At 46.4% G+C, this 24,141-nt stretch carries 14 protein-coding genes; 8 read left to right on the top strand and 6 right to left on the bottom strand.

The window, feature by feature from the left end:
* The first annotated feature begins 132 nt into the window (after positions 1-132).
* Together DW182_RS00475 and DW182_RS00470 are read left to right on the top strand one after the other, a co-directional pair.
* On the top strand, positions 133-2,247 hold the full coding sequence (locus tag DW182_RS00475; protein ID WP_118294310.1) for a HAMP domain-containing sensor histidine kinase: 2,115 nt from the start codon (positions 133-135) through the stop codon (positions 2,245-2,247).
* Between the two features lie 56 nt (positions 2,248-2,303).
* A complete protein-coding gene (locus tag DW182_RS00470; protein WP_118294309.1) occupies positions 2,304-2,792 on the top strand; it encodes a PepSY-like domain-containing protein in 489 nt (162 codons plus the stop codon).
* A gap of 92 nt (positions 2,793-2,884) precedes the next feature.
* On the opposite strand, the gene DW182_RS00465 is transcribed toward DW182_RS00470, so the two are convergent.
* Together DW182_RS00465 and DW182_RS00460 are read right to left on the bottom strand one after the other, a co-directional pair.
* Positions 2,885-6,865 carry a two-component regulator propeller domain-containing protein gene (locus tag DW182_RS00465; protein WP_118294308.1) on the bottom strand — a complete coding sequence of 1,327 codons (3,981 nt, stop codon included), beginning with the start codon at positions 6,863-6,865 and terminating at the stop codon, positions 2,885-2,887.
* Positions 6,866-6,891: 26 nt separating this feature from the next.
* Positions 6,892-8,652 (bottom strand): AAA family ATPase, encoded by a 1,761-nt coding sequence (locus tag DW182_RS00460; RefSeq protein ID WP_021968259.1) that lies wholly within the window; start codon positions 8,650-8,652, stop codon positions 6,892-6,894.
* Between the two features lie 558 nt (positions 8,653-9,210).
* On the opposite strand from DW182_RS00460, the gene DW182_RS00455 reads away from it, so the two are divergent.
* The 6 genes from DW182_RS00455 (at position 9,211) to DW182_RS00430 (ending at position 19,765) form a co-directional block, all read left to right on the top strand.
* A complete protein-coding gene (locus tag DW182_RS00455; RefSeq protein WP_021968257.1) occupies positions 9,211-10,218 on the top strand; it encodes a LacI family DNA-binding transcriptional regulator in 1,008 nt (335 codons plus the stop codon).
* A gap of 113 nt (positions 10,219-10,331) precedes the next feature.
* The gene (locus DW182_RS00450; RefSeq protein WP_007664419.1) at positions 10,332-11,708 is read left to right on the top strand and encodes an MFS transporter; all 1,377 of its coding nucleotides are present in this window, start codon (positions 10,332-10,334) and stop codon (positions 11,706-11,708) included.
* A gap of 218 nt (positions 11,709-11,926) precedes the next feature.
* A complete protein-coding gene (locus DW182_RS00445) occupies positions 11,927-14,239 on the top strand; it encodes a family 65 glycosyl hydrolase domain-containing protein (RefSeq protein WP_021968256.1) in 2,313 nt (770 codons plus the stop codon).
* A gap of 103 nt (positions 14,240-14,342) precedes the next feature.
* Complete coding sequence (locus DW182_RS00440; protein ID WP_021968255.1) at positions 14,343-15,395, top strand: efflux RND transporter periplasmic adaptor subunit; 1,053 nt, start codon at positions 14,343-14,345, stop codon at positions 15,393-15,395.
* A gap of 44 nt (positions 15,396-15,439) precedes the next feature.
* Positions 15,440-18,472 (top strand): efflux RND transporter permease subunit, encoded by a 3,033-nt coding sequence (locus DW182_RS00435; RefSeq protein ID WP_007664422.1) that lies wholly within the window; start codon positions 15,440-15,442, stop codon positions 18,470-18,472.
* A 21-nt stretch (positions 18,473-18,493) separates the two neighbouring features.
* Complete coding sequence (locus tag DW182_RS00430) at positions 18,494-19,765, top strand: TolC family protein (RefSeq protein WP_118294307.1); 1,272 nt, start codon at positions 18,494-18,496, stop codon at positions 19,763-19,765.
* A gap of 111 nt (positions 19,766-19,876) precedes the next feature.
* Here the strand turns inward: DW182_RS00430 and DW182_RS00425 are convergent, their stop codons facing one another.
* From DW182_RS00425 to DW182_RS00410, 4 genes are all read right to left on the bottom strand, one after another.
* The gene (locus tag DW182_RS00425) at positions 19,877-21,112 is read right to left on the bottom strand and encodes a sodium ion-translocating decarboxylase subunit beta (protein ID WP_007664424.1); all 1,236 of its coding nucleotides are present in this window, start codon (positions 21,110-21,112) and stop codon (positions 19,877-19,879) included.
* Between the two features lie 6 nt (positions 21,113-21,118).
* Positions 21,119-22,954: a biotin/lipoyl-containing protein gene (locus DW182_RS00420; RefSeq protein ID WP_007664425.1), complete on the bottom strand. Its 1,836-nt coding sequence runs from the start codon at positions 22,952-22,954 to the stop codon at positions 21,119-21,121.
* 37 nt (positions 22,955-22,991) lie between these two features.
* Positions 22,992-23,252, bottom strand: coding sequence for an OadG family protein (locus DW182_RS00415; RefSeq protein ID WP_007664426.1), 261 nt, complete (start codon positions 23,250-23,252; stop codon positions 22,992-22,994).
* 202 nt (positions 23,253-23,454) lie between these two features.
* Complete coding sequence (locus tag DW182_RS00410) at positions 23,455-23,949, bottom strand: HU family DNA-binding protein (RefSeq protein ID WP_118294306.1); 495 nt, start codon at positions 23,947-23,949, stop codon at positions 23,455-23,457.
* Positions 23,950-24,141: the final 192 nt, after the last annotated feature.

Genomic DNA, 24,141 nt, shown 5'->3' with positions numbered 1-24,141 from the left:
CAGCAATATATGTATAGTAGTTATAAATAATAATTAGGAATTCTCAATCAAAAGACTACTACTTTTTCTCCATTTTCTTGTAATTATTAAGCATAAAAAGTATCTTTGTCACATTCCCTTGTAAAAGATAAGATGAAAAGATACACTAACATACTAGTTTTACTACTTCTCACAGGACTTTTTATTCCTGCCGGAGCACAAAACAACCCCTATAAGATAGACGACTCATTATACCCTTTTTTTCAACGTGCCACCAAATTGCGTACTTCTCCCCAAGGATTGCTTATCGCTGACACTCTTTACGCAGAAGCAACCAAAAAGAAAGACAAAAAAGCACAATGTTTAGCACTTACCATTCCGGTAAGTTTCTACTATAGTTCCGGTAATTATGAGAAACTGGAACAGTCAGCAAGCAGATTAAAAGAAGAAGCACGCAAAAACAATTATTTGCAATATTATTATTCCGCATGCACGAGCGAAATAAATTGGCTCCTTAACAACGGACATTCACTGCGTGCCCTGCACAAAGCAGAAGAAATGAAAGAACAGGCTTTCAAAGACCAGCACAACTACGGAATCTTTTCGTGTATTCGTACCTTGGGACACATCTACTATATGCGTCAGAATAGTGAGGTAGCAGTCGAGTACTACAAAAATGCTTTGGAATACATGCTGAAGCATTTGCCCGAACAAGATCCGTCATACCTTTATATGAACCTTGCTGAGTATTACCGAAAGAAAGACGAAGGTGAAATTGCATTGGAATACAATGAGAAAGCCGTGAAAACAGCTAAAACCAATGAGAGTCGTGTAGCTTCCCTAATGGATAAATGCCAGACTCTGTATAGCATGGACCTGATCGATGACTTTAACACTTGCTATGAAGAATGCCTGCAACTAGTCGAACAATATGGTGTTATCCGCAAATCAGCTTTGTTGCGTTTACGTATCTGTAAGCTTATTCTGGATAAAAAATATGATCAGGCGTATATAGCAGCTGATTCGATAGGAAGCCCGTTGCAGGTTTACCAGATACTCCATGTATTATATCTGAAATCAGGAGACTATGAAAAGGCTTATACATATAATAAGTTGATTCACAAGCACCAAGATTCAATCAACCGTCTGGTACAATCTACAGACATCGCTGAACTGAATGCACAGATAGGCAACGAACGCATAAAATTGGATGCCAAGGCCTTGGAATATAAGAATGCAGCACTCAACTTAAGGAATACCCAATTGGAACTGGAGCGGACTAAGTCACAATCTGAACTGGAAAAGATAAATGCTGAGAACAGCAAATTGGTATTGAAGAACCGGAACCTGGAACTGGCACGTCTCAATGTAGAAGCGGAAAAACAGAAAGCCATCTTAAAAGAGCAGCAAAGTGCTTCTCAACATTACATCGTAACTCTCAGTCTCGTACTCTCGTTCTTGTTTCTTTTCACCTGCTTCTTGATATTCTACCTGTATAGACGCCGTAGAACAATGGCTATCCTACAGGAGAAAAATGAAGAGCTCACCGTTGCACGCGACCATGCTGAGGAATCGGACCGGATGAAAAGCTTCTTTATACAGAATATGAGCCACGAGATACGTACACCGCTCAATGCCATAGTCGGATTCTCACAAGTTTTATCCACTCCGGATATGGAGGTGGACGAGGAAGAGAAAGCAGAGTTCAGCATGCTTATCCAGCAGAATTCCGAGTTACTGACTACGCTAATTAATGATGTCCTCGACCTTGCCAGTTTGGAAAGTGGTAAATACACCATGCATCTGGCGCCTCATCGTTGTAATGAGTTATGCCAGATAGCAATGGCTTCTGTTGTGCATCGTAATCCGAAAGAAGTGAAGTCCTATTTCACTTCCGATGCACCGAATGACTTCTTGTTTGTGACGGATAAAGAACGGCTGCAACAGGTACTTATCAATTTCCTGACCAATGCGGAGAAACACACGGTACGGGGGGAAATTCACCTCCACTGCTCTCTCACAGAGAATCCGGGAAAGATAACCTTCTCCGTTACAGATACCGGTCCGGGAGTTCCGGCAGACCAGGCAGATTATGTTTTCGACCGGTTCAGCAAACTGGATGAATTTAAACAGGGCACAGGACTCGGACTGAATATCTGTTCCATCATTGCCGCGCGCCTGAAAGGTGAAGTGAAACTGGATAAGAGTTACACCAAAGGAGCACGTTTCCTGTTTATACTTCCACTGGATAGTGTCCCTGATAACTAAACAAAACTCCCTACCCGTTGTTCTCTTCGGAACGATAACAATCTAATGAAGGAACAATGAAAAAGTTGACGTATTCTTTCCTGCTTCTGATGCTCCTGACATCAGTTCCGGCTCTGGCCGATTATGCGCCTGTCAATGTACAGACAGCACTAAAAAAAATGTATCCCGCCGCCAAGGATGTTGCCTGGTCACGGGATGAGACTTACTATGTAGCGGACTTTATACAGAATGGGTTCGACACAAAAGTCTGGTTCAACTCTGAAGCACAATGGGAAATGAGACAGATTGATTGGGGAACAATGGACGAAGTGCCCAATGCCGTGTACAATGCTTTTGCAGCAAGCGAATATTCCGATGGAATGGTGCAGGGAGTCACATTGGTTCAATTTCCCGAAAAACAATCAGTAATTTCCGTAGTTGTGGGAATGGCGAATACACAAACCAGATACCAACTACTGTTCACCCTCGACGGAGGACTTGAGGATGAACGGAATGCCACTTACTTTAATAATCTATTAGGAGCAGAAGTATTCCTGAACACTTAATTGTGCCAATTCCTTGCCACCTTACTGGCAAACTGTTGTCATCTTATTGGCAAGGTTTTGCCAATAAGGTGGCAAAGAATTATAAGGCTGAACTAAACGTATTGCTTCGGCGTCATCCCAAACTCAGCCTGAAAGCATTTAGAAAAATAGGAATGATTGGAGAAACCAACCATATACATCACTTCGGCCACAGTAAACTTCTGCTGTTTCAGCAGCATAGCCGCCTTTTTCATGCGGATAGACTTAATGTATTCCACAGGTGTCATGCCCGTCAGTTGCTTTATCTTGCGATACATCTGCTTGTTATTGATATCGGTCCATTCGCAAAGGGCATTCACATTCAGTTCGGAGTCTGAGATGTGTTCTTCAATCAGATGAATTACATTTGCCAGGAACTTCTCATCATAAGAAACCGCCTCTATCTCTTTCGGGGTGGAAAGAACTTCCATACGGGCTTTCGCCTCATGCGTCTCCCGGCTATGTAATAATTGCTCCACACGCGAAAGCAAAATATCCGGTTCAAAGGGTTTTGGAATGAAAGCATCTATATGCAGCTGAATACTTTCAAGCTCCGTTTCCTTATCACTTTTCGCCGTCAGCAAGATAATGGGAATAGTGGATGTGGGAGTATGCTTCTTGATATGACGCACCATTTCAAGACCATCCATCACGGGCATCATGACATCAGCAATAATCAGATCGGGCATTAATTCCAGGGTAAGTTCCATACCTATCTTACCATTTTCCGCCAAACAGCAACGATATTTAGTATGCAGTATCTGATAAATAAACTCTGAAACCTCCGGAGTATCATCCACAATCAGAAGCAATGGAGCATCCGGAGCGGGCGTATCTGTATCTGGAACCACAACTGTAACTCCGGCAGCGACAGGTTCGATATCAGAAGATACAATTTCCGGAGAAACCTCTACGACAGGCTGTTCCATAGCAATCACCGGAAGGGTCAGCGTAATGGCAGTACCTTTATTCTCTTCTGAAGAAAGCTGAACTTTACCACCATGCAGTTCCGTATAAGTCTTTACCAAATACAGGCCGATACCCGTTCCCTCCTTCGTGCCTGCCGTCTTGGGAGACTGGAAGAAGCGCTGAAAAACATACGGTTGATCCTGACGGGGAACACCGATACCAGTATCGGATACAGAGATATGCACTTCTTTATCAGAAGCCTGCAAACAAAGCGTTATCTCACCCTCTTCCGGAGTATACTTCACGGCATTGGATAAAAGGTTATCCAAGATAGATTCCAGTTTTATGGCATCCATCTGTATGTATATCTTTTCACGGTCGGCATGGAAATGGAAAGTCAGCTTCTTCTCTTTCGCCTTCTCCTCTGCATACAAGGTGAATAAGCCACGCGCAAAAGACACCAGTTCGATTTGAGAAAGTATCAGTAATGTATTGTTTCCACTATCCACCCGGTTGAAGTCCAGCCCCTGATGGATAAGCGAATTCAACTTCATGGCATTGCGATGCACCTGTTCCAGTTGTTTCTTCTCCTGCTGATCCTTGATGCCGGGCAGCAACTTGCTGATAGGCGCGATAATCATGCTCAACGGAGTTTTCAAGTCGTGGGAGAGATTCGTAAAGAACTCCATCTTAGCCTGAGACTGCTCCAGGATTTTCTCTTTCTCCAGACGCTCCAGTTTCAGACGGTTCTTCACGCGGAAGAAGTTGATAGTCCAGAGTATCAGGACAAGGCACAGCAAGACATAAACGACCTTTGCCCACGGGGTGTAGTACCAGGGCGGAATGATGTGGATGTCCAATGCATACGTCTTTTCGGACGGCTTGCCATGCGCATCCAGCTTACTCACTATCAGGCGGTAGTCACCGTAGTTCAGATTGTTGTAAGTAATCCGGTTCGTATTCGGTTTCAACAAGTTCCATTCACGGTCCACACCTTCCAGGCGATACAACAGTTTGCTTTTCTCTTCAAGGGAATAAGGCAGGTCGGAAAGTTCAAAAGCAAGATTGTTCTGGTCGTAGTCCAGATTTATACGCTGTGAGTAACGGATGCTTTGTGCGGATTGCACTGCATCAAGCGCCTGCCCCGCCCCAGACTGGTAAAGTTGGTTGTTGACATAAAGGGCGGTCAATATCAAAGGCTGTTCAAGGTGTTCCGCCAGCAAGGCCTCGGGTGAGGAGATGGCAAAACCGTCTGCGGTGCCCAGATAGAGTTCTCCGCTTGTCTTATCAAAGAACATGCTGGTGAAACGCTTGTCGGTGATATTCAGTCGGCGGACTTCCAGAGTCTGTTGGTCGGCTACCCAGAAACCATCTGTGGTAGAGATCCAGATGCGGCCGTCGGCTTCGGCCATGGAAAGCACTTCGTAATGATTATAGGCATCAAAGGGCAACATGCGGATACTGTCGTTTTCGGGAGTCACGCGCATCACTCCGCCGGGGAAACCTATCCAGATGTAGCCGTCTTCGGCACAAAGGATAAAGTTGGGAGTACGCTCGCCTTTCAGTTCATCGGCGGCAATATGGGTGACTTCGCCGGTACGGGGATTTATCTTTTCGATGCTGTTGTGACTGTTATAGAGCAATGCCCATACATTCCCTTCCCGGTCGGGAATCATCTGATTGATGAACATGCCGGACAGGCCGTTGTGGATGGAATAAGTCTTCTCCGCCATGTAGAGTCCGCCGGAAGAACGTATGAGGTTTTCCTTATCTACAACGAAAATACCGCCGAGACAGGTGGCTATCCAAAGTTGTCCGTCACGGTCTTCAAAAAGGCTATACGTCCAATTGGCGTTGTAGCGGCGGGTGCTGTCCACTATGTTATAATGTATAAACTGGCGTTTCGCCGGGTCGTAACGACTGATGCTGCCATCCGTAGCCACCCAAAGTTGTTGTTCACGGTCTTCGTAAAGATGGCGTACCCGGTTGTGGGACAAAGGATATTTCCGGTCTCCCATCTTGTACCAGGCAACGTCCTGTTCCCCATCCATAAGAGCGGTGAAGCGAATGAGGCCGTTGGTGCCGCCAAACCAATAAGTTCCGTGCGTATCGCGCAGCATGGAATAGAACTGGTTGCCCTCCCCTGTTCCGGTAATCTGCGAGATAGGGATATGACGCAACACACTGTTATGGCGGAACATGGAGATACCGTAATCCGTACCCAGCCAGACGTTATGCTCGCGGTCGGCAAAGATGGTCCAGATGATATTGTTAGAAAGGGACTGGAGGTTTCGGGAGTCATGAACAACGTGCAACAGGGGCTCGTCCTCCTGATAGACGTACAGACCATTATCGGTGCCTACCAGCAATTGACCGTTCCCGTCCAGTGCCAGAGACTTGACGGAGTTATCATGGAAAGCATCTATCCGCTGCGTATGCCCGTCGGCAGGGGTGTATTTGAAAAGACATCCTTCTGTGCCTATCCAGATGCAACCACGCGCGGTATCTTCCAGGAGTGAATTGACAAACTGATTGCTTCGGCCACGGGTGACGGGCAGGTCTATGGTTTCAAAGCGTCCGGTGGCGGGGATGTAGCGGCAACAGCCGTTGTACGTACCAATGTAGAGGTTATCGTCCGAGGCGCGGATAATGGAATAAATGGTCTGGTGCGGAAGTCCTTCGGTGATGGCGGAGAGTTGCCGGGTTTCCGGTGAGTAGGTATAGAGGCCGTTTAGTGTCCCCAGCCACAGCACGCCGTCACGCAATGCCAGTGTGCGGATGTCGGTCGGGAAGTCCGCTTCCGGTTCTTGGTAAGTGTCTGTTCGGTAGTTATAAATCAGTAAGCCATTGTCCGCACCTATATAAAGATAGGTGCTGTCCACCACCGTACCGCAATAAATGCGCGTATTGCTGCGCTCGCCGAAAGTGAAATGCGGTTGTGAGGAATAGCCGTCGTAACTGAACAGTCCTTTGTTGGAACCTATCCATATCAGTCCTTGCGTGTCTTGCAGGAAGCAACTGATGACGGATGCTTCCGTCCCCAGACTGATATTATCAAACAGCCTGTAATCGGACTTCTGCCCCACCAGAGTGCAAGGAAGCCATATCTGTAACAGAATGAAAAGAAAAAGAACTGGTCTGTGCATACGCCGGGTTACGTTAAAGGTCCGGACTACTGTATTTCTTCGCACACCCGCATTTCCATGCCTTTATACACCACCACAATCTTATGTAGCTGGGTGCTGCCGATGGCACGCTTCACCGTATCGGTATCAGCGTAGCGGTTGGCTTGTGCGATAGCCTCCTGACGCAGTTCCTCCACACGGGTTTCGGGGTCTTTGTACTTGGCATACTTCAACTCTACAATGTAGCTGTGCGTCATGTCGGAGTAGATGTCCAGCATCGGACATAGGAAAATATCGACATAGCCCGCCTGCGTGTCCTGTTCGGAGATGGGGCGGTAGAAACGGTTCTGTGCGGTCATGGCAAGGGTGAAGCCATGCACGAAGAACTCGCCCTTCTGCTTGTCGCGCTGCGAGGCGTAGGTCTTCAGGCAGTCGGCAATGTAGTCGAAGTAGGCTTTCCAATCGCCTCGGTAAGCAAGGCGACTGGAGAGTTCGCTCTTTTCGTAACTACTGAAACTGAGGTCTGCATCGTTGTACGTACTCAGCAGATAGGTATAAAGTTGTTCCTGAACCACCAGGTTAGGGATGGTCAGTTTAGTTTTTCCTTCGTGCATGCCGTTGATGGTGAGCATGCCGAAATAGTAGAGCAAGCTCACGAAATTATCGGGATTAGTGATACCGGAGGCAGGGAAGCCACTCTTCAGTTCGCCGGTGATGAAGCCCTGGCTCACGAGGGTTTGAATGACTGAGGCGTCGTGGGCAAACTCCTTGTCCTTACGGATGAGCATGCGTAGTTTCTCGTAGTCGATGCGGATGTTCTCTTCCACCATGCTTAGCGGTGCTTTGCCACGCGAGATGTAGTTCTTGACGAAATAAAGCACCATGTTGGAGTTATACATCGTGGTTTCGCCGTAACATTCCTGCGCGAAGCAATAGTTATCATACCACGGCTTCATTATCTCTATCAGTTCGTCAATGGTATGATTGAAGGGGCTGGTGGTAGAATAGTAGGTCAGCATTTCGCGCACTTCTTCTTCTGTGAAACCCATCATTTGGTTGAAGTCCGGTGAGAGGGAATAGTTGGTTCCGATGTTGAAGCCGCTGGTGAGGTCATCCATCGTCACGGGGCTTACACCGGTAATGAAACAGCGCTCGATGCTGGAATAGGTTCCTGCTTTCACTTTGTTGAAGAAGGCGCGCAGATAACCTTCGCCATGCGTTTCGTTGGTATAGCGGTGCAGGCTTTCGGGGTCGGAGAGAATGGCGTTGGTGAAGTGGTCGTACTCGTCGATAAAGAGGTACACCTTCTGTCCGGCACGTTCGCATTCCGAAATCAGATAGTCTAATTGGTTGACGGCTCCGTCCTTCTCGTCCAGCCGATCCCTGATGCCTTCCGGCAGAAGGTCGGCATAGACTTCGCAGAAAAAGTCGAAGCGGATTTGGCAGTGCTCATCCAGCCCTTTGCGATAGTCGTTCAGTGCACCGGTGATGCCGGAGAAATTGAGATAGAGCACAAGATAAGTGTTACGACTCGGTGTGGGATGCTGCCCGATGTAGAGGTCGCCAAAGAGGTCGTCGAACTTGTCGCGGGTACGCACATCGTAGTAATGTTGCAGCACGTTCAGCGTCAGGCTCTTCCCGAAACGGCGCGGACGGATGAAGAAGAAAAAGCGGTCCGCCTGCTCTATCATGGGGATGAAGCGGGTTTTGTCCACGTAATAATAGTCTTCACGGCGGATGACCGCGAAGTTCATCATGCCGTAGGGAAGTCTCTTTCTGCCGGGTACTAAGTATTCTAATGGGTCCATATAATGTCCTCCTGCTGTTTTTGGGATATTTAATCCGTCGCTTTATGACGGGATAACGACACAAAGATAATGCAAATTGAGTGCAGAACTTTCATGCTTGCATGAAAAAGTTATGCCGAAATGCAGCTTATCTTATCTAAAGACAACAAAAGTTCTTATAGAAGGGGTATATCGCAGTTATTATTTATAATGACTGAAAGCTTAGTCAACCGTTTTATATTTACTTCCGAGAATCCATGCAGTCCCGACAGTTTCATCTGGAAACAAAGCGTCTCGCAAGAAAGCAACGTGCAACGCCCATTCAGATGCAAAGTCAATGGATGTCTGCAAACGTTTGCGCTATTCTATAATCCGATAATTCTCAACGAAGAAGCTTATTCTCATCTATTCCGCTATTTTTGCAATCGGAATAGTTGGCTTACATTTTTTTAGTTTGGCAGCTATCCTCATTTGAATAACCTTTGATTAAGATAAGCTGCACCTCAGCAATAAAAATAAGCAAGCTTATTTTGTACTGCTTTCGGTTTGCATTATCTTTGGGAATATTTAGAAAATACCATGAATAAACCGCAGATAACCATCAAGGATATTGCCCGGGCGTTGAACGTCTCACCATCCACTGTGTCGAGGGCGCTGAAAGACAATCCGGATATCAGCCAGGAGACCCGTGACCTTATACATGCGTATGCCCGGGAGCATAATTACAAGCCTAACGTACTTGCAGTGAACCTTCGTGCCAGCCGTTCGAATACAATCGGTGTAATTGTCCCGCAACTGGTACATCATTTTTTCTCGTGCGTGCTGAGTGGCATTGAAAAGGCTGCTGCCGAAGCAGGATACAATATTTTGGTAGCCCAGAGCAATGAATCTTATGAACAGGAAGTGAAAATCGTACACTCATTCCTTGCCGCCCGCGTCTGTGGTGTGATTGCCTCTCTGGCAAAGGATACCTCTCAATACGATCATTATCAGGACCTGCTGAATAATAATATCCCCATTGTGTTCTACGATCGCATCTGCACCGGATTGAAAACAGAACGGGTGGTAGTGGACGACTATGCCGGTTCTTTTGCCGCCGTGGAGTATATGATACAGACAGGTTGCAAGCGTATCCTGTTTTATGGAGCAGCCCCGCATCTGGAAATCACCAAGAATCGTCGGAATGGCTATCTGGATGCCATGAAGAAATACAAAATTCCCGTGGACGACAGCATGATTATGCTGTGTGATACAAGGGAACGCGCCATATCCATCACCCCTGACATACTGGAAGGTCCCGGTCATCCCGATGGTTTCTTCGCCATCAATGACGAAACAGCTTCGGGCATTCTGTATGCCTGTAAACTGGTTGGAAAGAAAGTGCCCGATGAAGTATCGATCTGTGGATTTACCGACGGAGCCATTGCCCAAAGCACAGATCCCAAACTGACCACCGTGGAACAACATGGAGAAGAAGTCGGAAGAAGTGCTTTCAGCATTCTGATAGGCAAGCTGGAAGGGGGCGATGACAAGAGTAGTAACAAGATTGTGAGAACGAATCTTGTAGTGAGGGGAACAACGAAATAAATGAGTGACAAGCTACGAGCTACGAGTGACGAGTAGGCTACGCGGAATTGCCAGTATGCCGAAAGGAACTCGTAGCTTGTAGCTCGTAGCTCGTAACTAATAATTTATTAAGAATGAAAGTAAAACCCGATTTGAGCTTTTGGAAGTTGTGGAACATCAGCTTCGGATTTTTTGGCGTACAGATTGCCTACGCCTTGCAGAGTGCAAACATCAGTCGTATTTTTGCAACACTGGGTGCAGACCCGCATAGTTTAAGTTATTTCTGGATATTACCACCATTGGCAGGCATCATCGTGCAACCCATCGTGGGCGCTGCAAGCGACAAGACGTGGACGCGCTTCGGACGCCGTATTCCTTATCTGTTTGTCGGTTCACTGGTAGCCGTATTGGTAATGTGCCTGCTGCCGAATGCCGGTAGTTTCGGTATGGCAGTCAGCACGGCAATGATATTCGGATTAGTATCATTGATGTTCCTGGATACCTCCATCAATATGGCGATGCAGCCATTCAAGATGATGGTAGGCGACATGGTGAACGAAAAGCAAAAAGGCCTCGCCTACTCCATCCAGAGTTTCCTGTGTAATGCGGGCAGCCTCGTAGGTTTCCTGTTCCCGTTCATCTTTACATGGATCGGTATCAGCAACATAGCCCCGCAAGGCGTAGTACCCGACTCGGTGATTTATTCTTTCTATATCGGAGCCGCCATCCTGATACTTTGTGTAATCTATACCACAGTGAAAGTAAAGGAGATGCCACCCGCCGAATACGCTGAATACCACGGCATCACCGAAGAGGAAGAAAAAGAAAAAATCAATATGGTGAAACTGCTGATAAAAGCGCCGAAAGCTTTCTGGACGGTAGGTTTGGTTCAGTTCTTCTGCTGGTTTGCTTTCATGTTTATGTGGACGTATACCAATGGTAGTGTAGCCGCCAATGTATTCGATGCTCCTACAGTGGAAACCGCAGTGAACGGAGTCAGCAAAGTTATGCTGGACACCAAGAGTATTCAATATCAGGATGCTGCCGACTGGGTAGGCGTGTTGTTTGCCGTACAGGCTATCGGTTCTGTACTATGGGCTGTCTGCATCCCGTTGTTCAAGGATCGCAAACTGATCTATTCTCTCAGTCTGGTGCTGGGTGGATTGGGTTTCATCTCTACTTATTTTGTTCATAATCAATATGTATTGTTCATCTCCTTCCTACTGATAGGTTGCGCATGGGCTGCTATGCTGGCGTTGCCTTTCACCATCCTGACCAACGCACTGAGCGGCGGACACATGGGAACTTATCTGGGCTTGTTCAACGGAACAATCTGTATTCCGCAGATTGTGGCGGCTTCACTCGGCGGGAGCATTCTTGCCCTGTTCACTCCCAAAGGTATGTTGCCTCCCGAAATCAATATGCTGGTCATGGCAGGTGTCATGCTGATTATCGGCGCAGTTTGTGTATATTTAATCAAAGAGACCAAAGGAGAACAAACAAAAGCATAATCCTTATAAAAAGAGTGATAAAGTGATAAAGTGATGAAGTGGCAAAGTGATAGTGGAACAACACTCTGTGATATATAACGCAGCTACTTTATCACTCTATCACCTTACCACTTTATCACCTTATCACTCCTCTTTCATCTACTTTTGTCATACTTTCTTGCCGTTTATCCGTTTATTTGTTTATCTTTACCGCCATAATCACCATTGAGATACACGCCATGAAAAGATACCTTAGAACCGATGAATGGAATATTATTGAAGATAACTTTCACGCCGACAACCTGAGAATGTCCGAAAGTATATTCAGCTTGGGGAACGGACGCTTTGGACAACGGGGAAATTTTGAAGAGCCTTATTCAAGCGATTCCTATCGCGGTTCATTTGTAGCCGGTATCACTTTTCTGGATAAAACGCGTGTAGGTTGGTGGAAGAACGGCTTTCCTGCTTTTTACACGCGTATTCCCAATGCAGCGGACTGGAGTCGTGTCAGCCTGCGTCTCATCGATGAAGAACTGGACCTGGCACAATGGGACGTAAACAGCTTCAGCCGCAGACTTGATATGAAAGCAGGTATCTCCTACCGGGATTTCGAAATCACATCTCCCAGAGGACATCAAATACGGGTACATGTGGAGCATATCAACAATATGGCCCACCCCGATTTATGCCTAATAAAATACAGCGTCACCTCCATCAATTATACAGGAAGAATATCACTGATTCCCTCTCTGGATGCAATCATAGTCAATAAGGATGATGATCCGAACGAGAAGATATGGAATATCCTCCGTTCCGGCGTCACAAAGGATTGTGCTTATCTATGGACGCAAACCCGGCGGGAAGATGCGCAAGTGTGCTACGCCATGACCTATCAGTTCTTCAAGAACGGCAAAGAAGCCTCCTCGAACCCGATACGCATTGAAAAAGAGAAACAAACCGGATTCAGCATCGGGGCAGATGTGAAACCGGGAGACAATGTAATGCTCATCAAATATACCGTTATAAGTTCGTCGCTCTATGATGAACGCCAGGAATTGATAGAACATTCCATCACCAAAGCCCGTCAGACTAAAATAGACGGCTGGGATAAGTTGGAAAACAATCATCAACAAGCCTGGGCTAATATATGGAAGGAAATGGATGTGGTTATCGAAGGGGACCCGGAAGCACAACAGGGTATCCGGTACAACATCTTCCAACTATGCCAGACGTACCGCGGTGATGATCCGCGTCTGAATATCGGCCCGAAAGGATTCACTGGTGAAAAATACGGTGGAAACACATACTGGAACACGGAACTTTGTTGTGTACCGTTCTTCCTGCTTTCTACTCCGAGGGAGATTGTAAAAAATCTGTTGATATACCGTTATAACCAACTACCGAAAGCTATAGAGAATGCCCGTAAACTGGGATTCAAAGAGGGGGCTGCTCTCTTTCCGCAAGTCACTTACAGTGGTGAGGAATGCCACAGCGAATGGGAAATTACTTTTGAAGAAATACACCGCAACAATATCATCGTCTATGCCATTGCACAACATGCCGCAATCACAGGCAGCAAAGATTATATAGCCAAATACGGACTGGAAGTAATGATTGCCGTCTCCCGCTTCTGGAGCCAACGTGTATCTTTCTCAAAACCAAAACAGAAATATGTCATACTGGGGGTAACCGGACCGGATGAGTACGAAAACAATGTGGATAATAACTGGTACACCAATTACTCGTGTGTGCAGTGCCTGCAGATGACACTTAACTATCTTGAAATCATTGCCGGAGAATACCCCGACGAATATGCGCGTGTACGCCGTGTCACCAACCTCCGCCAACAAGAAGAGGCTGAACGCTGGCGCGACATCATCAACCGTATGTATCTACCGGAAGACAAAGAACTGGGGATCTTTGTACAAAATGACGGTTTCCTGGATAAGGAACTGAACAGTACCGATGCCATTCCACCCGAAGAACGCCCCATCAATCAGCATTGGTCCTGGGATCGTATTCTTCGTTCGTGCTACATCAAACAAAGTGATGTGTTACTGGGATTATATCTGTATTACTTCAATTTCGACAAGGAAACTGTCCGCCGTAACTTTGATTTCTATGAAACAATGACGGTACATGAATCTTCACTTTCCCCGCACATCCACTCCATTCTTGCCGCCCGCATTGGCGAAGTGGAAAAGGCTTACCAACTCTTTCTGCATGCCACCCGTCTTGACCTGGATGACTACAACAACGAAACTCACCAAGGACTGCATATCACCAGTATGCCGGGCAGCTGGCTTGCCATTGTACGAGGCTTCGCCGGAATGCAGATCCTGGAGGGCATACTCTCTTTCTTCCCAGTCATTCCCGAAAAATGGAGCAGTTATTCCTTCCAGATAAATTATCAGGGACGTACACTTCAGATGCGCGTAGGCAAAGAAATAAATATTTCACTTATTACCGGAGAAGAACTGAACATACAAGTATATAAAAACGTTTATAAGCTCAAACTGGGCACCGATTTGTTGCTCAGAATAGAGGAGTAGAAGCCTTTATCATTAACAACGCGTAACAAAATAAACCGGGAGAACAATTATCTGTTTTTCCGGTTTTATGTTTCTATATCTAAACGAACAACTATATATTAGTATGAAAAGAATCTATTTGTTCACCATCGGCGTGATGCTGCTTGTCACATCATGCGGACACAAGAAAGAGGGCGATGCCACCCTGATTCGACCTGTTAAGACAGCTAGTGCCAGCTCCCAATCGGTCATCCGGAAAGACTTCTCCGGTATTGTAGAAGCCGTAGAATACGTGAAACTAGCCTTCCGTGTCAGCGGACAGGTTATAAATCTGCCTGTGGTAGAAGGTCAGCGGGTAAAGAAAGGACAATTGATCGCCGCCATTGATCCACGCGACATTTCCCTGCAATACGCCGCCGACAAAGCCGCTTATGAGACTGCCGCAGCACAGGTGGAACGTAACAAGCGCCTGTTGGGACGCCAGGCTATCTCCGTGCAGGAATATGAAATCAGCGTTGCCAATTACCAAAAGGCAAAGTCCGCTTATGAATTGTCCAGCAATAATATGCGGGATACCAAACTGACTGCTCCCTTCGACGGTTCCATCGAAAAGCGTCTGGTGGAAAACTATCAGCGCGTGAATTCCGGAGAAGGCATTGTACAATTGGTGAATACACAAAAGCTCCGCATCAAATTCACCGTGCCGGATGATTATCTGTATCTGCTTCGTGCAAAAGATGTAACATTCAAAGTGGTTTTCGACACCTATCCGGACATGGTGTTCAACGCACAATTGGAAGAATATCTGGACATTTCTACAGCCGGAACAGGTATCCCGGTAACTATTACGATTGAAGATCCTGCTTTTAATCGTTCCTTATACGATGTGAAACCGGGATTTACGTGTAAAATCAAGCTGGCATCGGACGTAGCTCCCTTCCTGGAAGAAAAGCTTGTGAATATTCCGCTCAGTGCCATATTCGGTGAAAGCGAAAACCAGAAAACTTATGTGTGGGTAGTAAAAGATAATAAGGTAAGCAAGCGGGAAGTAACCGTATACTCTCCCACTGGAGAAGCCAATGCTCTTATCTCTGCTGGTATACAACCGGGAGAAACTATTGTAATTGCCGGAGTGCACCAACTGGTGGACGGACAAACGGTGAAAGTTATCAATTAGACTACCAACTACTGCGACCTTGAGGTCGCCCAAATATAAATCATATGAATTTAGCTAAATATGCATTAGACAACACCAAGATTGTTTATTTCTTCCTGGCTGTGTTGCTAATCGGCGGTATACTATCATTCGGCCGGTTGGGAAAGAAAGAGGATGCACCCTTCGTCATCAAGTCAGCGGTCATTATGACTCGCTATCCGGGGGCAGAACCGGCAGAAGTAGAACGACTGATCACCGAACCGATCTCCCGCGAGATACAGTCGATGAGTGGTGCATATAAAATTAAATCGGAGTCCATGTACGGACTATCCAAGATAACATTCGAGCTTCAACCTTCCCTTTCCGCAGAGTCTATTCCGCAGAAATGGGATGAACTTCGCCGCAAGGTGCTCAACATACAACCGCAACTACCCGCCGGTGCTTCCGTTCCCACGGTATCGGACGATTTCGGTGATGTATTCGGCATCTATTACGGTCTGGTAGGCGATGACGGTTTCTCTTACGAAGAAATGCGCAACTGGGCAGAGCGTATCAAAACTCAGGTTATCACTGCTGACGGGGTAATGAAAGTAGCCCTGTTCGGCACGCAAACCGAAGTGGTGAATATCTTTATATCCGTCAATAAACTGGCCGGTATGGGGATAGACCCGAAGCAAGTGGCAAGCCTGTTGCAATCGCAAAACCAGATTATCAACACGGGTGAAATCAACGCCGGTGAACAACAATTGCGTATTGTAGCCAACGGAACTTACACCACCGTCAATGACATCCGGAACCAAGTGATTACAACTTCGGGAGGGCAAGTAAAATTGGGTGATATAGCCATTATCGAAAAAGGATATATGGACCCACCCGGCAACATCATGCATGTCAATGGGAAGCGTGCCATAGGTATCGGCGTTTCCACCGACCCGACAAAGGATGTAGTAAAGACCGGAGAACTGGTAGATCAGAAACTGGCTGAACTTCTTCCCCTTATTCCGGTAGGGTTGGAGCTGGAAAGTCTGTATCCGGAAAATGTCATAGCTCAGGAAGCAAATAATGGTTTCATCATTAACCTGATAGAATCCCTCCTCATTGTAATCGTTATCATCATGCTGGTGATGGGGCTACGTGCTGGTATACTTATAGGAAGTTCACTGCTATTTACCATTGGCGGCACGTTGCTCATCATGTCCTTCATGGGGGTAGGACTGAACCGTACTTCCCTGGCAGGTTTCATCATTGCCATGGGTATGCTGGTGGATAATGCCATTGTAGTGACGGACAATGCACAAATAGCCATTGCCCGAGGAATAGACCGTAGAAAAGCACTGATAGATGGAGCTACCGGACCACAATGGGGCTTACTTGGCGCCACGTTCATCGCCATTTGTTCATTCCTCCCGCTGTACCTCGCCCCTTCTGCCGTAGCGGAAATCGTAAAACCTCTGTTTGTCGTACTTGCCATTTCTTTGGGATTAAGCTGGGTACTGGCACTCACGCAAACCACCACTTTCGGCAATTTTATCTTGAAAACCAAATCCGGCGATACTAATAAAGATCCGTATGATAAACCTTTCTATCACAAGTTCGCATCTATCCTCGGAGTACTTATCAAAAAGAAAACGCTCACACTAGGTAGTATGGTAGTCCTGTTTATCATCTCACTGATCATCATGGGAATGATGCCGCAAAACTTCTTCCCCTCATTGGATAAGCCCTATTTCCGTGCCGATATATTCTATCCGGACGGTTACAGCATCCGTGACGTGGAAAAGGAAATGAAACAGGTGGAAGCGCACCTCCTGCAACAACCGGAAGTGAAACGGATATCCACTACTTTCGGCAGTACGCCATTACGTTACTATCTAGCATCTACTTCCGTGGGTCCCAAGCCCAACTTTGCCAATATACTCATTGAACTAACCGACAGTAAATATACAAAGGAATACGAAGAGAATTTCGACCAGTATATGAAGGCGAACTATCCGAATGCCATTACCCGTACCACTTTGTTTAAACTATCACCTGCGGTAGATGCTGCCATTGAAATCGGTTTCATCGGTAATAATGTCGATTCACTGGTGATGCTGACCAATAAGGTCCTGGAAATCATGCATCGGGATGACGATCTCATTAACGTACGAAATTCATGGGGGAATAAGATTCCTGTATGGAAACCCGTTTACAGTCCGGAACGTGCCCAACCGTTAGGTGTCTCCCGACAGAGCATGGCACAGAGTATTCAGATTGGCACAAGCGGTATGACATTAGGTGAATATCGTGAAGGCGACCAAGTGTTGCCTATCCTGCTAAAAGATAACACGGTCGATTCTTTCCGTATCAACGATCTGCGTACGCTACCCGTATTCGGTACAACACAGGAGACCACTACACTGGAACAAGTAGTCAGTGAATTTGATTTCCAATATAAGTTCTCGAATGTGAAAGATTATAACCGCCAGATGGTAATGATGGCGCAAGCCGATCCACGCCGGGGAGTAAATGCCATAGCAGCATTCAATAAGATATGGAAAGAAGTGCGAGAAGAAATTCAGGTACCGGAAGGATACACCATGAAGTATTTTGGTGAACAGGAAAGTCAGGCAGAAAGTAATGCAGCATTGGCAGCTAACATGCCATTAACTTTTTTCCTGATGTTCATTACCCTGTTATTCCTGTTCAGAACCTACCGCAAGCCAATTGTCATCCTATTGATGTTGCCGCTTATCTTTATTGGCATCGTACTGGGATTAATCTTGCTTGGTAAATCATTCGACTTCTTCTCTGTCCTTGGCCTACTGGGATTGATTGGTATGAATATCAAGAATGCAATTGTATTGGTAGACCAGATCGATATAGAAACTGCTTCCGGAAAAACGCCACTGAATGCGGTAATCAGTGCAACAACCAGTCGTATCATACCTGTAGCCATGGCATCCGGAACCACGATTCTGGGTATGTTACCGTTGCTATTCGACGCTATGTTCGGTGGTATGGCGGCAACAATCATGGGTGGTTTGCTGGTGGCTTCAGCATTAACGCTGTTCGTGCTGCCCGTAGCATATTGTGCGATACATAAGATTAAAAAGTGAAAAGAAGAAATACAAGTAATCATGAAAAAGAAGATAATCATAGTCACACTACTCTGTTGCTTCGGCCTGAAAGCCGGAGCCCAACAGTATCTCAGCCGTGAAGCATATCGTGACAAAGTAGAAGCCTACAGCCAGGTGTTGAAACAGCAGCGCCTGAAAACCATGGCAAGCACCGAAGCGCGAAAAATAGCAAATACCGGCTTCCTACCACAAATAGACATCACTGCCGAAGGTACCGCCAACCTCAACCACCTGGATAAGTGGAACAGTCCGAAGGGTGAGTATCGCCCCTACACCTATCAGGCACTCGCAACTTTGGCACAACCCCTCTATACCGGTGGTTCTCTGATAGCCCAGAAACGTATGGCTCAGGCTGACGAAGAATTAAGCCAACTCACCACCGAACTTACTCTCGACCAAATTCATTATCAAAGTGATGCCGTTTACTGGAATGCTTCAGCCGCTTATGCCAGTCTTGAGGCTGCCGCTACATTTCAGGATATCATAAAGAAGCAGCACGATATTATTCAGGATCGTTTCAACGATGGCGCTATCAGTCGTACAGACCTGCTGATGATTTCCACCCGCCAGAAAGAAGCTGAATTGCAGTATATCAAGGCCCGCCAAAACTATACCCTTGCTCTGCAACAACTGAACATTCTGATGGGAGTAGCACCCAATACCCCTGTAGATAGCCTAAGTGAAATCAGTATAGCCAGTGAGCCCGTCGACATTCTCGGACTTGACGATGTACTTCCACGCCGTGCTGATTATGCCAGCACAATGGTAAACATAGCCCGAAGTGAAGCACAACGCCATGCCGCCCTCAGCAAGTACAATCCTCAGGTAAGCATGTTCCTTGCTACAGGTTGGGATACCGGTATCACATATATGGGACAGGAAATCCCCCATACTCCTGTAGCCGGAGTAAACGTCAGTATCCCCATCTTCCGTTGGGGAGCCCGTTTCAAGACAAACCGACAACAGAAAGCATTCATTGGCATCCAGAAGCTACAACAAAGTTATATTACTGATACTATTCTTGAAGAGCTCTCCGCCGCCACTACGAAACTGACGGAAACGGAGCAGCAAGTAAAGACTGCAAAGGAAAATATGGCTCTTGCCGAAGAGAATCTGGACCTTGTGACTTTCTCTTATAATGAAGGAAAATCCAGTATGGCAGATGTCTTGTCCGCACAATTGTCGTGGACACAGGCGCATACGAACCTGATTAATGCATATCTGGCAGAAAAAATGGCAGTGGCAGAATACAGAAAAGTGATTAGTGAATAAAAAATCAGGCGCGGATTACACGGATTACGCAGATCAGCTTTATTGCAACAAATTGCAACAAAAGAATCCGTGTAATTCGCGTAATCCGCGCCGTCTTCGTATCTATTCCCCTTATCCCAGGAACGAAATCAGCACACCCGCCGCTACAGCCGAACCGATTACACCGGAGATATTACTGGACATACAGTAATTCAGCACATGGTTCTTCGGGTCATACTTCGTAGCAATCTCATTGCACACACGGCTTGCCATAGGCACAGCACTCAATCCCGTTGCACCGATCAACGGATTTATCTTCTTCTTGCTGAACAGGTTGAACAGCTTCACAAAGAAGATACCACCCGTAATAGAAAGCGCAAATGCAAGGAAACCACCAATAACAATACCAATGGTTGTCCAGTTCAGAAATGCTTCGCTTGTCATAGTTGCGCCTACACTCAGTCCTAAGAAAATAGTTGCCGCATTCATAATGCTGTTGGCAGCCGCATCAAACAAACGGCTGGTGTCCGCACCGATTTCCTTAATCAGGTTACCGAACATCAACATACCGATCAAAGGCACTGCCGTCGGTACAAAGAGAGCGACAATTGTAGTTACTGCTATCGGGAAAATGATTTTCAGTACACGCAGATTCTTGATTTCCGTCTTCGAAGGATAGAGCTTTTCCTGTTCCTTCATATTGATCATCAGTTCCTTCTTAGAGCAGAACAGCTTCACTACCAACGGAATAATCACCGGCACCAACGCCATGTAAGAATAGGCTGCAATAGCAATCGGACCCAACAGATGCGGAGCCAGCTTAATAGTCGTGAAGATAGCCGTCGGACCATCAGCACCACCGATAATGCCCAGTGCACCTGCCTCCTGTGGAGTGAAACCTATCATAACAGCACATAGCAGCACAGTGAAGATACCCAACTGTGCAGCAGCACCAAAGATAGAGAGACGCAGGTTGCGAAGCATCGGTCCGAAGTCCGTCAAAGCACCCACACCCATAAAAATGATAGGCGGCAAGAAGCCCGTCTTAATCAACATATAGTAGATGAAGTTCATCAATCCCAGGTCGTGCGCTATTTCATGGAGCGGCATTTCCCAGATGTTCTTCAATACCCCATTTACCATTACCATTCCGTTTTCATCTGCCTGAATGACCCCCATATCACCACCGGGAAAGTTGGCGATAAGTACACCAAAAGCGATGGGCACCAGCAACAACGGTTCGTAGTGCTTCTTGATACCCAAGTACAGCAGAATGAAAGCAATGGCATACATCACCAGAAACGACGGGTCGGCAATGATATTGCTGAACGCCGTCATATCATAGAGTTTTGCAAATATTTCTTCCATCGCTGTTTATCCTATCTTCATTAATACATCATCTTCTGAAACAGTGTCCCCCGGAGTGGCACAAATAGCCGTAATTGTTCCGTCAAAGTCGGCACGGATGGCATTGTATGTCTTCATGGCTTCAATGTAGCAAAGCAAGTCACCTTTCTTCACCTTGTCGCCCACTTTCACCGGAGTTTCCTGTGCATTCTTCGTCAGGAAGAACTTACCTTCCAACGGAGCGATCACATCCTGACCTTCGCCTACGGGGGCTTCCACTTTCGCAGTAGCATTTGCCGGTAGGTCAATATCACCATAAGCCACCGTTACGCGATAAGCCTGTCCATCCACCTGTACGGTTAGCGTCTTCGGTTTAGCGTCATCCAACGGGGACTTATTAAGTTCCGCCTTCCGTTTTTCCACGTCTGCCAGGAAGTCTTCTTTCGCCTTGCCACTCTTGTATGCTTCGTATTGTGCCGGATGCATGGCATATTCGAAGAGTTCTTCATCATCTTCTCCCAGATCCCATTTATTTTCTTTCATCATCTTGCGATACTTGTCGAGCGCATCCGGATAATTATCCTGTGGATTTCCGGTGAAGAACTTACGGCCTTCACGTTCCGCTTTCTCCACGAGTTCAGGAGCCAGCGTACCCGGCAGTTTACCTGCCTTGCCCAACAACATATCCCAGATATCATCAGCAATCATACCCCAACGTTCCTTGCCTTTTTCCATGGCAATCACGTTCATCATCGCCAGATTCTTAACGTACTGGCTGAACGGAGTTACCAACGGAGGATAACCTACACGCGGCCATACATAAGCTACTTCGTTAAACAGCTTGATAAGCAACTGATCCTGCGTCATAAACGGCAAGTTACGTTTTGCCTTATATTTATTGATGGATTCCAGATTGGACTCCAGGTCGGCCATAAGGCTACCCATCATACCACCCGGAAGTCCCGGACCGATCAGCAGGGAGTTCATCAAGCGGTTCTTCGGACTGATGTACAGACCAAGAAAATCGTCCATAAATTCCTGAATCAATGCACGTACCTTCATGTATGCTTCCATATTCACCTCAGGAACCTGGAAACCTGCATCTTTCAGCATTGCCTGCACGCTCAGCAAGTCAGCATGTCCCGTACCCCATGACAACGGTTCCATGCCCACGTCGATATAATCGCAACCAGCCTCACAAACTTCGAGGATGCTTGCCATATTAAAACCGGGACCTGCATGACTATGATACTGAATAGGGATTTCAGGGTGTGCAGCCTTGATATTTGCTACGATCTTACCCAATGATACCGGGCGTCCGATACCTGCCATATCCTTGATACAGATTTCATCGGCACCTGCCTTGATGAGCGTTAACGCCATATCCGTATAGTATTCTACTGTATGGATGGGCGAATGGGTGATACAGAGCGAACACTGTGAAATCATTCCGGCTTCCTTAGCGTAAGTGATGGAAGGAATAATGTTACGGGTATCATTCAGTCCACAGAACGTACGTGTGATGTCTGTCCCCTGTACTTTCTTCACTTTGTAAAACAGCCTACGTACATCCGCAGGCACGGGGCTCATGCGCAGACCATTCAATGCGCGGTCCAACATGTGAGTTTGTATACCGGCTTCGTGGAACGGTTTCGTCCATGCACGTACAGCTTTATTAGGATTTTCACCAAACAATAAATTTACCTGTTCAAAACCTCCGCCATTGGTTTCTACGCGGGCAAAACAGCCCATTTCAACAATAGCTGGAGCAACCTTTACCAACTGGTCTACGCGGGGCACATATTTTCCGGCACTCTGCCACATGTCCCTGAACACCAAGCTGAACTTAATTTCTTTTTTCATACTAAATAAATAGATGTGTGTTTTTTATTAAAGATTATCATTTTACTTTCTCGACCTTGGCTACTTTACCCTTGCCTTGTGTCACCACCGTTACAGCAGCACTGATAGCAGCCAAAATATTTCCGGGAATCGCTGCGGGACCTTGCGCACCTTTCTTATCCGGCACCACCTCTTCGGGGGCATACTTGTTTACCAGAAGAATAAGTCCTTTACCTAAGTAGATTACAATCAGCAGGATAGCGAACACTGTCGTCATACCTACCACCATCAGCAGAAGCGCTGTGTTGAGATTTTCCATATTATAAATTATTAGTTATTCGGTCTGTTTTGCAAAAAATCGTCCGAAATTACGGATTTTTGATGAATTAAAATAGAAAAAGAACGATAAAATATGCTAAAACGAAAGTTCCCGTGCTCTCTTCTGTTAAAAAGATTGCACGGGAACCACCTGTCACAAGTCACTGAATATCAAAAGATACCAACTAACAGAGCCGGGAGGATTAACCTAATGGATCACCCTCGATACCACCGTCACCGCCGGTGGAACCGCCCTGGTTACCGCCATTGCCTCCATCGGCACTACCACCGTTGGCAAGTTTCTCTATGTCCGTCCAGTCAACATCAATATCCACCATAGAGCGGGTGGTAATCTGCTTGCCGCTGCTACGTTTCACCTCGGGAATGAAACGTACACGTATGCCATTAATCTGTCCGGAGTTCACCCCATCAGACGTGGCAACTCCCCTCTTGTTCGTAGCAGCTGTATAGTAGAAAGTACCTACACCCTCAATCTTCACCGTACGTCCCATAGCCATATAGTCAGCCATTACGCCTCCCAGGTTTTTCAGCACGGCAAATGTGTCACCACGGGTGACAGTAGAAAGCAAAGACAGTTTATCCGCTACCTTGTCAGTAGTAATAGGTGTACCGGTAGTAATTGCTTTCGGATACCACAAATCATTCAGTTTCGATTGAAATTTCTTGTAAAATGCCATAATAATAATAATGTTTTAAATGATTAATAATGTATATATGATTTCTCTTGTCTCACCCGAGAAGCAGAAGTTTTCACCGTGAGGCCTCAACGATTCAACCATCTGCTTTTCTCAAATTCGATGTTGCAAAGTTAGGGTGGATAGCAAGAGAAAACAAGAAAATGGCATCTACAACCATTTTACACAAAACAT

The organism is Bacteroides sp. AM16-24 (genome assembly GCF_003471885.1).
Classification (GTDB): domain Bacteria; phylum Bacteroidota; class Bacteroidia; order Bacteroidales; family Bacteroidaceae; genus Bacteroides.
The sequence above is the reverse complement of the archived record's forward strand: the minus strand, read 5'-3'. Positions and strand labels throughout refer to the sequence as shown.

Excerpts from the sequence above, each read along its gene's own strand:
- DW182_RS00445 (WP_021968256.1), top strand. The coding sequence starts at position 11,927 with ATGAAAAGATACCTTAGAACCGATGAATGGAATATTATTGAAGATAAC.
- DW182_RS00415 (WP_007664426.1), bottom strand. The coding sequence starts at position 23,252 with ATGGAAAATCTCAACACAGCGCTTCTGCTGATGGTGGTAGGTATGACG.
- DW182_RS00475 (WP_118294310.1), top strand. The coding sequence starts at position 133 with ATGAAAAGATACACTAACATACTAGTTTTACTACTTCTCACAGGACTT.
- DW182_RS00425 (WP_007664424.1), bottom strand. The coding sequence starts at position 21,112 with ATGGAAGAAATATTTGCAAAACTCTATGATATGACGGCGTTCAGCAAT.
- DW182_RS00440 (WP_021968255.1), top strand. The coding sequence starts at position 14,343 with ATGAAAAGAATCTATTTGTTCACCATCGGCGTGATGCTGCTTGTCACA.
- DW182_RS00465 (WP_118294308.1), bottom strand. The coding sequence starts at position 6,865 with ATGCACAGACCAGTTCTTTTTCTTTTCATTCTGTTACAGATATGGCTT.
- DW182_RS00455 (WP_021968257.1), top strand. The coding sequence starts at position 9,211 with ATGAATAAACCGCAGATAACCATCAAGGATATTGCCCGGGCGTTGAAC.
- DW182_RS00450 (WP_007664419.1), top strand. The coding sequence starts at position 10,332 with ATGAAAGTAAAACCCGATTTGAGCTTTTGGAAGTTGTGGAACATCAGC.
- DW182_RS00410 (WP_118294306.1), bottom strand. The coding sequence starts at position 23,949 with ATGGCATTTTACAAGAAATTTCAATCGAAACTGAATGATTTGTGGTAT.
- DW182_RS00460 (WP_021968259.1), bottom strand. The coding sequence starts at position 8,652 with ATGGACCCATTAGAATACTTAGTACCCGGCAGAAAGAGACTTCCCTAC.
- DW182_RS00430 (WP_118294307.1), top strand. The coding sequence starts at position 18,494 with ATGAAAAAGAAGATAATCATAGTCACACTACTCTGTTGCTTCGGCCTG.
- DW182_RS00470 (WP_118294309.1), top strand. The coding sequence starts at position 2,304 with ATGAAAAAGTTGACGTATTCTTTCCTGCTTCTGATGCTCCTGACATCA.
- DW182_RS00435 (WP_007664422.1), top strand. The coding sequence starts at position 15,440 with ATGAATTTAGCTAAATATGCATTAGACAACACCAAGATTGTTTATTTC.
- DW182_RS00420 (WP_007664425.1), bottom strand. The coding sequence starts at position 22,954 with ATGAAAAAAGAAATTAAGTTCAGCTTGGTGTTCAGGGACATGTGGCAG.